The sequence below is a fragment of the Ruegeria sp. BHSC037 genome (assembly GCF_059613045.1).
The window spans coordinates 1-13,411 of the sequence record NZ_JBXWRT010000005.1; the positions used below are offsets into that span (position 1 = coordinate 1).

Annotated in this window: 6 protein-coding genes and 1 pseudogene; 6 read left to right on the forward strand and 1 reads right to left on the reverse strand. The window is 57.0% G+C overall.

What is annotated here, in order from left to right; translation table 11 throughout:
* The 5 genes and pseudogenes from AC2FMN_RS06085 to AC2FMN_RS06105 all read left to right on the forward strand — a co-directional run.
* The coding region (locus AC2FMN_RS06085; RefSeq protein WP_496686959.1) for a TM0106 family RecB-like putative nuclease at positions 1-2,950 on the forward strand (2,950 nt) is incomplete at its 5' end.
* Positions 2,951-2,966: 16 nt separating this feature from the next.
* Positions 2,967-3,353 carry a hypothetical protein gene (locus tag AC2FMN_RS06090; RefSeq protein WP_496686960.1) on the forward strand — a complete coding sequence of 129 codons (387 nt, stop codon included), beginning with the start codon at positions 2,967-2,969 and terminating at the stop codon, positions 3,351-3,353.
* A gap of 49 nt (positions 3,354-3,402) precedes the next feature.
* Positions 3,403-3,729: a DUF4357 domain-containing protein gene (locus tag AC2FMN_RS06095; RefSeq protein ID WP_496686961.1), complete on the forward strand. Its 327-nt coding sequence runs from the start codon at positions 3,403-3,405 to the stop codon at positions 3,727-3,729.
* Between the two features lie 42 nt (positions 3,730-3,771).
* The gene (locus tag AC2FMN_RS06100; RefSeq protein ID WP_496686963.1) at positions 3,772-9,096 is read left to right on the forward strand and encodes a sacsin N-terminal ATP-binding-like domain-containing protein; all 5,325 of its coding nucleotides are present in this window, start codon (positions 3,772-3,774) and stop codon (positions 9,094-9,096) included.
* A gap of 120 nt (positions 9,097-9,216) precedes the next feature.
* A pseudogene (locus AC2FMN_RS06105) lies at positions 9,217-9,924 on the forward strand (IS6 family transposase).
* Positions 9,925-10,165: 241 nt separating this feature from the next.
* Here the strand turns inward: AC2FMN_RS06105 and AC2FMN_RS06110 are convergent.
* Entirely contained in the window at positions 10,166-10,639 is a 474-nt protein-coding gene (locus AC2FMN_RS06110) for a hypothetical protein (RefSeq protein ID WP_496686964.1), read from the reverse strand.
* Positions 10,640-11,141: 502 nt separating this feature from the next.
* Here AC2FMN_RS06110 and AC2FMN_RS06115 point away from each other — a divergent pair.
* Complete coding sequence (locus AC2FMN_RS06115; protein WP_496686965.1) at positions 11,142-13,064, forward strand: DUF3604 domain-containing protein; 1,923 nt, start codon at positions 11,142-11,144, stop codon at positions 13,062-13,064.
* Positions 13,065-13,411: the final 347 nt, after the last annotated feature.

Consider the following 13,411-nt stretch of genomic DNA (forward strand, 5'->3'; position numbering starts at 1 on the left):
CTTCCTCGAGCGCGTGGATAAGCCCTCGGAACTTGGAGATTTCAGCTATGAAGTGGCCGACACCAAACTGAAGCGCAAAGCGCATCCAAAGCATGTCTTGCAGCTCGTGCTCTATTCCGATCTGCTGACAGAGGTGCAGGGCGTGGCGCCCGAGTTCGCCCATGTCGAACTTGGCGACGGCACCCGCGCGACACTGCGGCTTTCGGATTATGCCCATTACGCTCGTGCCGCGCGGGACCGGCTCCAGGCCTTCGTGGCGGCGCCCGAACCGACCAGGCCAGTGCCGTGCGCGGACTGCGGCCTTTGCCGCTGGGGCGATCATTGCGAAAACACCTGGCAGGCCGAAGACAGCCTGTTCAACGTTGCGAACATCTCGCGCGGGCAGGTGAAGAAGCTCGAGGCCGCCGGTATTTCCACACTGGCCGGATTGGCAGCCCATGAAGGTGGGGTCCGTGGTTTGGCCTCGGGCACTTTGGGCAAGCTGCGCAGCCAAGCTCGTCTGCAACACGAGCGCAAAACAGGCGGGCCGTCCTTTAAACTGCGCCCGCCCGAACCCGGGCGCGGCTTTGATCTGCTACCTGAACCTCAGCCGGGTGATCTGTTCTACGACATCGAGGGTGATCCGCACTACGAGGGCGGGCTCGAATACCTGCACGGCGTCTGGTTCGACGGCCAGTTTCGTGCCTTCTGGGCCCATGACCACGTTGCCGAAGCGCGGGCTCTGGCCGGGCTGCTTGAATTCTTTCGTGCACGGCTGGCTGAATACCCGGAGGCGCGAATTTATCACTACGCGCCCTACGAGATCACCGCGCTCAGGCGCCTGACCACAAAATATGGGATCGGCGAAGCCTTCCTCGATCGGCTGTTACGCGAGCGGCGTTTCGTCGATCTCTTCGCCGTGGTGCGTGGCGGGTTGATCGCGTCCGAGCCCAACTATTCGATCAAGTCGATGGAAGCCTTCTATGGTTTGACCCGCGAGGGCGAGGTCAAGACCGCGGGCGGATCGGTGGTGGCCTACGAGAAATGGCGCGAGACCGGCGAGCAGGCGATCCTTGACGAGATCGAGGACTACAACCGGATCGACTGTATCTCGACCGAGCAACTGCGCGACTGGCTGGTATCGATCCGTCCCGCAGGACCGTGGCCAAAGATGGCCGCCGATGCCGGCGAGAGAGAGGAAGAAGAGGAAGCCGAGGTCGTCGCCCTGCGCACGCGGCTCGCAGCGAGTGGCCTGCCTGAGGATCGGCTGGAGATGTTGTTCAACCTTGGCCTTTTTCACAAGCGCGAGGCCAAGCCCGCGTGGTGGGCGATCTTCGACAGTCTCGGCAAGGACGAGGACGAGCTGATAGACGATCTGAACGCGCTTGGCGGGCTGGTGGCGACTGGCCCGGCAGAGCCGGCGAAGCGGTCCATGCTCCGCGAATATCTCTTCCCGCTGCAAGAGACGAAACTGCGTGCGGGGCAGCGCCCGAATGTGCCGCATGAAGAAGGCTTTGCCTCGGTCGCGCTGGAGGAGTTCGACGCCACCACCGGCCGATTGGTGCTGAAGGTCGGCGCGGCCAAGGCGCATGTGCTGGCAGACCGGCTGACGCTGCATCCGCCCGCGCCGATCGACGCGGGCGTGATTGCCGAGGCGCTGCGCGACGTGATCGAGGACCAGTGCGGGGCGCAGCTTTTTCGCGCGGTCGATGACCTACTATCCCGCCGCGCGCCGCGTCTGCGCGGCTGGTCGGGCGACATCCTGAAGGGCGACGATCCCGTGTCCGGCACCATCGCCGCCGTGCAGGCAATGGATGAGACCGTGCTGCCGATCCAGGGCCCGCCCGGCACCGGCAAGACCTATGTCACTGCCCGTGCGATCCTCTCGCTGGTGCGCCGTGGCGCGCGGGTGGGGGTGACATCGAACAGCCACGAGGCAATCCGCAATGTTCTGATGGGCTGCCTTGACGCGCTGGAAGATGAGGATCTGCCGATCACGTTGGACCTGATACACAAGGTCTCGAGCGATGATGGCGGCTATCCCGACGATTGTCCCATTCAGCGCACGACCTCGAACGACGAGGCCGCCGCCGGGGGCCATGTGGTGGGTGGCACGGCGTGGTTCTTCGCGCGCGAGGAAAACGTGCAGGCCTTCGACTGGCTGTTCGTAGACGAGGCTGGACAGGTGGGGCTTGCCAATATGGCGGCAATGGGTCGCGCGGCGAAGAACATCGTGCTGGTCGGCGATCCCCGGCAATTGCCGCAGGTGATCCAGGGGGCGCATCCCGAACCGGCCAACCTCTCCTGTCTTGAGTGGATGCTGGGCGAATACGCTACCGTCCCTTCCGATCGCGGCATCTTTTTGGCTACCACCCGCCGGATGCACCCCGAAGTCTGCCGCTTCATCTCTGATCAGGTTTATGAGGGGCGACTAGCAAGCCACCCGGACACTAAGCGGCAAACCGTGTCTGGTACGCCCTTCCCGCAGGCCGGAGCATTCTGGGTTCCGGTCGCACATGAGGGTAACGCACAGGTTGCGCGCGAAGAGGTCTCAGCAATTGCCGAGGCTGCTCGTGCGTTGGTGGCCGGCGCATGGACCGACAAGGACGGTAGCACGCGACCCGTAACGCAAGCCGATATCATCGTCGTCGCCCCATACAATGCCCAGGTGAATGCCCTGCGCGAGGCACTGCCCGCGGGTATCCGCGTGGGCACGGTCGACAAGTTTCAGGGACAGGAGGCGCCAGTTTGCCTAGTCTCCATGACCGCCTCATCGGCCGAGGAAACGCCGCGCGGGATGGACTTCCTATACTCTCTAAATCGCGTCAACGTAGCGGTATCCCGTGCCAAGGCGCTGGCGCTCGTATTCGGAAGCCCCCGCTTGCGAGAAGCGAAATGCGAGACGGTGGAACAAATGAGGTTGGTGAACACGCTTTGTGCCTTGGAGGAAGGAGCGATCAACGAGTTTTGAAAAGATCATTTCAGGTTTGTCAAAGGACACGGCGAAGACGCTCAAGCAACGACTGGAGAACGCCAACCGCCTTCTCGCTCGCGACTCCGCTCATGAGAATGCGAAGATTTTGCGAGCCGCCATTGCGGAAGAGTTGGCCAAGCGAAAGTTGGCGAACCGAAAGATGGTTGGGCCTTTGTGGTGGGAGCCGCATGACCCCGACGTTCCTGAGTTCCTTGCCTACGAAACAGCGGACTCGACCGTGCCAGTGGCGGCCATCTTCAAGCACAACATGCATACAGCCACACGCAAAGACGTATATTCGGTGCGGATCGGCGAACACGAGTTGCCCGGACGGTTTTCTGAAGTCGAGATGGCGCGCCGCGCAGGTTCCGAAGCATTGGAGAAGGGCCAAAGGCCGTGAAGTCCCGGAGATCGACTGAGACGATGGTGAGGATAGAAGGTGAGGACAAATGAAAGATAAAGGCTGGTTTGTGATGCGTCCGCAGAAAGCTCAAGCTTATGGCCGCCCCGAGGCCGGGGGCTTTCTTGTCCGCAAGGACTCCACGGTAATGCGGGAAGGATCCCCTCGTGTGAAGCGGGATCGCGAGGAGCGCGATCGTCTGGTTCGGCAGGGGGTCCTTGTTCCTGACAGCGACCCGGACTTGTATCGCTTTTCGCGCGATCACCTGTTTCCAAGTGCGAGTGCCGCTGGCGGCGTTATCAAGGATGGGAATTGCAGCGGTCCTCAAAGTTGGCGCCGCGCCAGCGACAGGAAAACACTCAAGGAACTTTCCTGATGAATGACTCCTCCTATCGCATAGAAAGATGAGGCCTAGTAATTGAAATTGTCTACCGGTATCGCGTCCCTCAATTTTTCCGAGGCTCTGAAGATCAAAGCCCGCAATGCGCTTTCGAACGCACTTGATGCGCATCGCAAGGATCTCCCGACCTACGAAAGCCTTAAGAATCTCGGAGAAGTCATTGGGACTGAGTATGGTGATCGTGTCCTTTTCGAACTTATACAGAATGCACATGACGCTCACGAAATTGGTGAGGACGGCGCAATCTCGATCAAGTTTGTAAAGGTATCGGATTCCGAAGGTTGCCTTTATGTCGCCAACCGAGGGCATGGTTTCAAAGAGCGCGACGTTAATGCCATCATGAATTTAGCGACCAGCGGAAAAGAGATCGGTGAAGGGATTGGTAACAAGGGACTCGGATTTCGAAGTGTTGAGGCGATCACTGACGATGTACACATATACTCGCGATCTCAGGGCGGGGCGTCCAACACATTTGACGGATACTGCTTTCGGTTTTCCAAACCCGATGAAATACGTGACATCATCCTGTCCGAACTGCGGCATGAGAATGTTCAGAAGGATGAAGCAGATCGGATCTCGAAGACAATTCCCAGATATCTTGTCCCCCAACCGCTGAACGAAATTCCCCCTGAGGTAAAACGCTTCGCCGCTGCTGGTTACGCAACAGTAGTTGTTGCGCCTCTACGATCTTCTTCTGCTGTCAATTTGGTGCAAGAGCAGGTCGATGAGATCGCAGACTTGGAGCACCCGCTTCTCCTGTTTCTCGATCGCATCGCTGAAGTGCGCATCGACGTCGAACTCGAGGGAAAACGAACACGTAGCCGTCGTTTGACCAGACGCCAGACAATCCTGCGAGAGGGGGCTGGCCCGGGCAACCCGCAGATCTCTGCGATTGACGTGGGAGAGCGCCGTCGTTTCCTCCTTGTGCAGCATGAGGTGGACAAGGAGAGGGTACTTGCTGCCGTTAGGGAAAGTATAGAACGTGCCCCCGCGCTAAAACGTTGGTTGGATTGGAAAGGACAACCAACTGTTTCTGTTGCAGTTGGAATGTCCACGGCAGCAATACTGCACGGGCAACTTTACAACTTCCTGCCGATGGCAAGTGAAGCCGCATCGCCACTCATGGGGCACATTGATGCCCCCTTCTTCGCAGACATCGATAGGCGCAATATTGACCTGGATATTCCGCTCAACAGCCTCCTGATGGATGCTGTCGCGGAAACCTGCCTTTCCGGAGCTCTGACTGCCGTAAAGGAAAAACTGGACATCCCGGCTCGCAGTGTCTTTGACCTGATTGCCTGGACCGGGGATGTCGCATCGAAACTGGACGCTGCAGTTGAAGAGGCGGACCTGGATTTGAAGAACCTTCGCCTCGTTCCAATCATTCCGACCGAAGACGGTGAGAAATGGTCGACGATCAATGAAGTAACCATCTGGCCCGACGCCAATTTCTCCCTGCTGAAGCCCCGCGAAATTGTGAAGCATGTCGGAATACATCTGACTTCCAGCGATCTGGACAATCAGCGCCTTGAACGTCTACGCGAGATGGCGGGGCGCTGTTTCGGCTGGTATGACTGGGAGTATTCTCGTCTGCCGTCACCAAATGAGATCCCTGTTTGGGCGGAAATCTATGCCGAATCGCTAGTCGAGCGGTCGGCGAAGCCGCGAACATGGGCCAAATTCTACAAGGACCTGGTCGCGCTTTGCGAGGCTTCGCACGTGGACTTGGATTGCCTGGATGGCGCCGAGGTTCTTCTTGACCGGGCGGGGAAGCTGCGTTCGGCTGGTGGACATGATGAGGATGAGCAGCGAGGCCTTTATGTTCGCGGAGCAAGTGAAATCGGCAAACGCAAGAAGGGTAACGTTCCTCTGCCGCCATCCTCCCTCACGAGAGGCTATCGCTTTTTCGATGAGAAAATCCCTCTGCCCGACGATGTTCTGGAAGCACTCTCCGACGCAGGGCTTGTCCGGCAGTTTGATCCCTTGGAGGCACTTTCTGGTTTGGGTGCGGCGCTGGGTAAGAAGCCCAGCGACAAGAGGCGGATGGATGCTCTCGATTGGGCATTTCGTGTCTGGGATGCAGCGGGGAAAAGTGCGGAATCCGCAACAAAGGACGCCGATCTGCACGTCCCAACAATTGGAGGCTGGGTGGCCGCCAACAGGGCTGTTTTCTCAGGTGGCTGGACTGCAATCGGAAAGCGTTTGGAAGCCTTTTTAAGCGAATCTTCCGAATACTCAAAGGACTGCGAGCTAGCGAAGAACCAGCTTCTCAGGCCACTAAGCGAGTGGGGGTTACACAGAACAGATAGCAGCCGAAAATGGCAAGCATTCCTAGAACGCCTGGGAGTCACCGATGGTCTCAAGGCAATAGAATCTGGAGTTCAAAGGACGGGTTCACCTACGTACTATTGGAATAACTTATTGTTCAACGGAGATGCTAGCCTGGGCCTCACGAAAAAATGGACGGAACTGGCGCGGCAGACTTCCTTTAATCACCCATACACGGAATACGAGCTGAAGGGGGATTTCTGGCGACTGCCCGGACAGATTGAATACGATGAGTTCCCAGATCATATTCGCGAGGCATTCTACGAGCTGCTTGTCCACCATGTCGCCTGCCATGGAAGAAAATTTTTCTTCGGCCGCCTCGGACGCTACCGGCGTCTGCAACGTGAGTGGGACGAGCGTCGCGTCATCACGCCTTTGGGTGAGTTCCTTCGGACAGAGCAGTGGTTACAGGGCGACTTGCGCGGAGAGCGAATATTTCTTTCGCCGAGCCAATGCTGGGCATCCAAGACCAAAAGACCAGGAGTCCCGGCATTCATCCCGCGTCTCTCTGACGACGCACGGGTGTTAGTCGTCCAAGACGATGTCGCGAAGGTCGCATTCGGCGGAGATCTCGGGCTTCTGGACTGGGATAGCCCGAAGTCGGCCGTAAGTCGCCTCGTTGCGCTAGCGAACTGCGTCGAGAATCTCCAGTCCGGGGATGCGGCGACTTTTCGACGTGAATACAAGCGGGCTTGGAGAGATCTAGCCGAAAGCCAAGCGGACTTGCCATCCGACTTCCCGCTCGCGGTTCACCGTTCCGGCAGCTTGATGCGGATTGAAGGCGACGAAGGTGCTCAGACCACTGTGATCCTCGTGGAAAATGCACAAAACGTTGAGGCGCGAACCATTTCGTCAGCAGGATTGGCGGTACTCGAGTTGGGGGATGTCGACTTAGGGATCATCGGAGAAAGCCTAGGTCATATCGAGGCCTACGCACCAATGAGACTGGACCGCGACACAGTTCGGTTGCTGGTGGATGGCACGGATTTCGGGCCCACGGCCGATGATGATTATCTCGTGTCATTAGGTTTGGATTGGCTTCCTGAAGTTGCAGTAATTGCCAACGAAGTGATTGGCGAGAACCTCGAGCGGGGCATCCTCCCAAAGACCCTGGACAATCGAATTCGGTCGATCAGGGTTCGGAGATGCAGGTCGATTTCACTGATAGTGGCGGGCCAGGAAGTTGCGAGTGGCAATCGTATGGAGTGGTACGGCTATCAAGACGAAGCCAACCCGACGCTCATCTTGACGGAAAGTATCACGATTGACTGGCCACAACTCGCGAAGGGCCTTGCTGCCGAGATCTCCAAACTTGTCCACTCTCGATTGCGATCACTTGAGTTGGCCCTTCTTCGGTTGGCACCGGGACGTCCCGATGGCTCGTTAGAACGACCTACCGATTCCGAATTGGCTTCTGTGCTTGGATGTGATGTCGGAATTGTCGAAGACATGCGTGCAGGGATGCGGACTGATCTGGGGCACGTTCTTCACCTGATCATTCCAGTTGTCGCGTACTTTGAAAATGCCGACCTAGCTCAAGACCTAGCTGATGTCGCCCAAGATCAAAAAGCGGAATTCAATCTTCGGGTTTGGTTGGAGGCCCATCTTTCAGAGAACTCTCCCACCGCCGGTGATCTGCTCACGGCATGTGAGAGTAGCCCCGATCAGCGTTCGATTGTGGCGGCACTGGGCCTTGACTACGGGAAATTCAATCGAGTGCTGTTATCGCTAGGTGAGGAGACTTTAACAAGCAAAGCCGAAATGCAGGCCACATTTAAAGCGTATCTGCGTGAGATGGCACCTGAACTAAGAGACAAACTAAGGCGGTTGCATTTCGACGATTATCGTCGGGGAAATGACCTTTCGGTTTACCTTTCAAGACGAGAGTTGACATTCATCCCGTTCGAGGAGTCTTGGATCCTCGATTTCGAGACACTTGACCGGCAGACGGTGGTCGAGCATGTGGAGAAGTCCGTTGCCAATGAACTTGGGAAGGTGCCTGATGTCGATCTTCCTGCTTTTGAGAAAGTGATAAGCGAGAACCGCAAAGCGGTTCGTGCATTTGCGAAGGAAGCCAAACCCATACTGGGGGCATGGTGCCGAACAAATCTGGTCGATCTTCCAGAGGTTTGGGACCAGGGAGATGAACAAAAGATCGTGCGTTTGATCGAAAATGCTGGCTTGCTTGACTTCGACATTGTCAGTGACGTTGTGCCGGCTCTCTGCAAGCGTGCTGGACTTTGGCCTGAGGGAATGCCTGAAGGAATTGATCCGAAAAGCCTTGGACTCGACCTAAGCGCTGTGAAAGAGGAGCAGGAGCGAAAGGCCAGGGAGCAGCAAGAACGGGAGCGTCGGAAGCGCATCATCCAATTCGCAGGACAGGATCTTGATCCGGGTGATCCGTCCTTTGCCTCGGACCTGCACAACATCGCGGAGGCCGCGATCGCATCTGACGATAGCTGGTTTGAACGAAGCCGCCAGCGGACAAGACTGTTGCAATTTGATGGGGCGTCAAAATCAGACACTGGTGGCGGAAAAGGTGGGGGAGGCAAGCGCGGGCAGCGCGCCACACGACTGACGGAAACGCAGAAGGTCGCAATGGGTGTCGCCAGTGAATGGTTGGCCTATCAGTACCTCACGCGGCGGTTTCCAGATTACGTCGCCGAAAGCTCGTGGATATCGGAGAATAGAACGAAGTTCTTTGGCGGCAGCGAAGGTGACGATTCAGCCGGTTACGACTTTCTTGTGCAGACTCCTAAGATCGACTGGATGTTTGAGGTCAAGTCCACCCTAGAGGATGGATGCGAATTCGAACTGACTTCGAACGAACTGCGCGTCGCCAGCTCTGCTTCGCGCACCGGCCGCAGACGATATCGCATCCTCTATGTTCCGCATGTCTTTTCACCCGAGAAGTGGTGTATCTTCGAACTACCCAACCCGATGGACAAGGAAACACAGGCGCAGTTTTCCGTGGTGGGACGCGGCTCGCTCAGGCTGCGCTTTGAGCGCCGGTAGACCCGACAGACTTGGAGAACCTTCGATCCCGGTCCCGTCCCCTCCGCCACCCAGTCCCGTCGCGGTGTTGTAAGAAGGAATTTGGTTGAGGCGGGCAGGGCGGTTTCGTAGCCTCCGGCCATGACCAAGTGTGATCCATTCAAATACTTTCATAGCAGCCCGGAAATTATCCGCTTGGCGGTCATGATGTACGTTCGTTTCCCTTTGTAGCTGCGGAATGTCGAAGATCTGCTGCACGAGCGCGGAATTGATGTAAGTCACGAGACGATCCGTTTCTGGTGGAACAGATTTGGTCCGATGTTCGCGTCAGAAATCCGGCGTCGGCGGGCGGAAAGACTGCGATCCGGGCGGCAATGGCAGTGGCATGTCGACGAGGTTTTCGTGAAGATCAACGGCGAACGTCACTACATGTGGCGCGCTGTTGATCACGAAGGCGAAGTTCTGGAAGCCGTGGTCACGAAACGTCGAAACAAGCGAGCCGCCCTGAAATTCCTCAGTAAATTGATGCGGCGCTACGGTCGGCCGGAAGTTCTGGTGACGGACCGCCTCCCTTCGTACCGTGCGGCGTTGCGGGAGATTGGAGCGGCCGATCTGCAGCATATAGGCCGTTGGTTGAACAACCGGGTTGAGAATTCGCACCTGCCATTCCGACGAAGAGAACGGGCCATGCAGCGCTTCCGGCGCATGCGAAGTTTGCAGAAGTTCGCCGCCGTTCATTCCTCCGTTTACAACCATTTCAACCAGGAGCGCCACCTCTACACCCGCGAAAACTTCAAGCTGATCCGCAACGCCGCTCTCGCCGAGTGGCGTCAGCTCTGTTCCGCCTAAGTTCCCGTGGTTATTGGGAAACTGAGACTGGTTAGAATCTGTCTGACAGCACCTCCGTGAATACGTTGACAGGCCGCAGCAGCGTGCATGTTTTCTACATTATTCTAAAGGACGAATCCGGGCGCCAGAATCACTGGTGAGAGAAATGCTGCTTTCGTCGCCACCTCTATTATCGTCCATTTAAACGGCAGCCACTGCCAGAAATTGAACCTGGCGTGGCTGCCCCCACTACGTCAAGTTATCACCTGAACAACTTCCAGCAGTGTTCATAGCCTTGCCTGAAAAAAGGCTCGAACCTGCGGTCATACATGTCAGAGTGCCGCTCGTATGCCATGCTCATGCTCATATGTGCGTCACCGGTACCCTCGTGGCATCCGTCGTCGTAATATGCCCGTTCGTTGGAGCCCGGCGTGGGAGCGTTTTCATGCGAGGGTCGCGAGGGCTTTTTTCGCGCATCGGCAGCAGCATTCCGATATCCTACATCGTAACCCTCGCGATAACAGTTTCCGCGCTCATTCCATTTTCTGGCAACCTTCCGACCATGGTGCATCGGGTCATATTCACGCAAATGAGAACCATCGCCCCGACCATCGCGAACGCCCTTTTCATAGGCATGCTGAAAGTCGGTTCCGCAGTTTGCGGCCAGAGCGTCTCCCGCTTGCATGATCCAAAAAGCTGTGCAGGAAACCAAAAAAAAAGCAGTGAGAGACTTCATTGCTCTTCCTCCTTATGCGACTGGTTAAAAAAACCAGGACTGGAAAAATATTATACGCATTCGGGTTTTTGTCTATGTGCAAGGCAAGCTTTGAGGATACGATCCGCGTCGACAGGGGCAGCGAGTTCATCTCTCGCGACATGGACCTCTGGGCCTACCAGCGGTATCACGCTCGGCTTCTTGCTGCCGGGCAACCGCGCCCGCCATCGCCGTTGCTCAAGCACAGATACTGAAACCGGTTAATGGGAGAACGACAGCTTCGTCCGCACACCAGTCATCTGATAAAAAGCCTCAGATGACTGAGACGAGCCCAAGGCAGACGTGAATAAGCTTCAAAAGAGGTCCCGGGTAAACAGCATCCGGTTTCCCTAGGAGGTGATGCCGACGTCCGCTTTGGACGCAGGCATCAATCTGAAAGTTTCCAAGAAATTCGGTTTTGTCGATCAATTTGCGGCCGTTTCGTGATATGATTTCCGCGGAAACCGGTGTGGGGAGGTTCGCAATGAAATCATTTCTTTCAATGACAACGGCACTTGGGGTCCTGGGCGCCGCTGCATTCGCATTCGAGCCGACGCCCGACGGTTCGAGCCTCAGCAAGGCTTTTCCCGGTAAGTCCTATTCCCCCTACGCCCAACGTGGGATACCCGACCGGCCTCTCTGGGGGGATACGCATTTGCATACGTCCACTTCGTTTGATGCAGGTGCTTTCGGCAACCGTTTGGACGCGCGGGCTGCCTATCGCTTTGCCAAGGGTCAAGAAGTGCAGGCAACAACCGGCTTCATGGCGCGGCTTTCACGCCCGCTCGATTGGTTGGTGGTTGCTGACCATTCCGACAACATGGGTCTCTTCGACATGATCTATGCACAGGACCAATCCATCATGTCGGATCCCGAGGGTAGCCGCATCGCAACCATGGTGGCGAATGGCGGCGACGAAGGGGTGGCAGCCGCTCTGGAACTCATCGACGCATATTCGCGTGGTGAGGTGATTTCTCCGGTGCTTGCGGTCCAGGCAGGATCAAAACCCTTCCGCTCTGTCTGGCAGCGCCAGATTGAGGCCGCAGAAGAAGCTTACGAACCCGGTCTTTTCACTAGCTTCATCGGCTATGAATGGACCTCGTTGATCCAGGGTGGAAACATGCATCGCGTCGTCGTATACCGCGACGGAGGCGAAAAGGCTGGCATGATGGATCCGTTCACCACCGAGGCACCCCTTGGTTCCATCAATCCGCGCGACTTGTGGAAATGGATGGCGAACTATGAAGATGTCACGCGCGGAGACGTGCTTGCCATCGCACATAACGGCAACCTGTCAAACGGCATTATGTTTCCTGAGACCGCGCAGTATGATGGCCGGCAACTGGATGCAGAGTATGCGCAGACCCGTGCAATGTGGGAACCCGTCTACGAAGTAACGCAGATCAAAGGGGATGGAGAGGCACATCCCTTCCTCAGCCCGAACGACGAGTTCGCCGATTACGAAACCTGGGACAAGGGCAACCTGAACTTGTCGGAATTGAAGACCGACGACATGCTTGCCGGTGAATACGCGCGTGAGGCTTTGAAAACCGGGTTGCTTCTGGAAACGTCGCTCGGCACCAACCCCTACAAGTTCGGGATGGTTGGATCGACTGACAGCCACACATCACTCGCCACTGCTCAGGAGGACAATTTCTTTGGTAAGCATTCCGGGGCCGAGCCCAATCCTGAACGCCCCGGGCATATCGTCGCCCAGTTCGGAGACGTGGCAATTCTGGGCTGGGAAATGGTCGCATCCGGCCTCGCCGCCGTATGGGCGAGTGAGAACACGCGCGAGGCGATCTTCGATGCGATGGAGCGCAAGGAGGTCTATGCAACGACGGGATCGCGCATCGTGGTACGTTTCTTCGGCGGCTGGAACTACACGATGGATGACCTGACCTCGCGGACCCCTGCAACGGCAGGCTATACCAAGGGCACTCCGATGGGCGGGGATCTTCCGCCGCCATCCGAAGGTTCGGAAGCGCCAACCTTCATGGTCTATGCGCTGAAGGATCCGATCGGCGGAAATTTGGATCGCATTCAGATCGTCAAGGGCTGGCTCGATGCCGACGGCGAGACACACGAACAGGTGTATGACGTGGCCTGGGCCGGTGATCGGGAGCCGGACGCAAACGGCAAATTGCCCTCCATCGGTTCCACCGTCGACGTGGAGCGTGCCACCTGGACGAACTCGATCGGGCAGGGTGAGATGGGAACGGTATGGACCGATCCTGACTTTGATCCCTCTCAATCGGCCTTCTATTACGCCCGGGTTATCGAAATTCCGACCCCACGCTGGACGGTGTACGATGCTTTCCGAATGGGCGCGTCGCTGCCTGACGATGCACCGACGGAGACGCAAGAACGTGCCTACACGTCACCTATCTGGTACACGCCTGGCTGAGCCTAATTTCTCGGTTAAGTGGTTCTCCGGAAGTACTGGCACGGTGCCTATTAATATCACCAGTCGTCCCCTGAAGAAGGGTGAGCCCAAGGCGTTGGTGTCGGTCGGTTACTCGGTTCTAAGATTGCGCAACATGCGGTTCAGAATGCAGACATTTACTTCCTTCGGAAAAGTGAATGCTTGCGCTTCTGTGCTGTCGACTGCCGGTCGGCAGGTTTGTCCCGCAACTCGGATATAGACCCTAGTTTGCTGGACGTCCGGTCTCGGTGAAAGCAGACATCGCATAACGTCGCCCCGATTTCGTCGGCTTGAATGTCTGTTTCTGTCGAAAGCGGTCATTTTTGAAA

What these genes read in the sequence shown, in the direction of transcription:
- AC2FMN_RS06095 (WP_496686961.1), top strand. Translation starts at nt 3,403, where the DNA reads ATGAAAGATAAAGGCTGGTTTGTGATGCGTCCGCAGAAAGCTCAAGCT.
- AC2FMN_RS06115 (WP_496686965.1), top strand. Translation starts at nt 11,142, where the DNA reads ATGAAATCATTTCTTTCAATGACAACGGCACTTGGGGTCCTGGGCGCC.
- AC2FMN_RS06110 (WP_496686964.1), bottom strand. Translation starts at nt 10,639, where the DNA reads ATGAAGTCTCTCACTGCTTTTTTTTTGGTTTCCTGCACAGCTTTTTGG.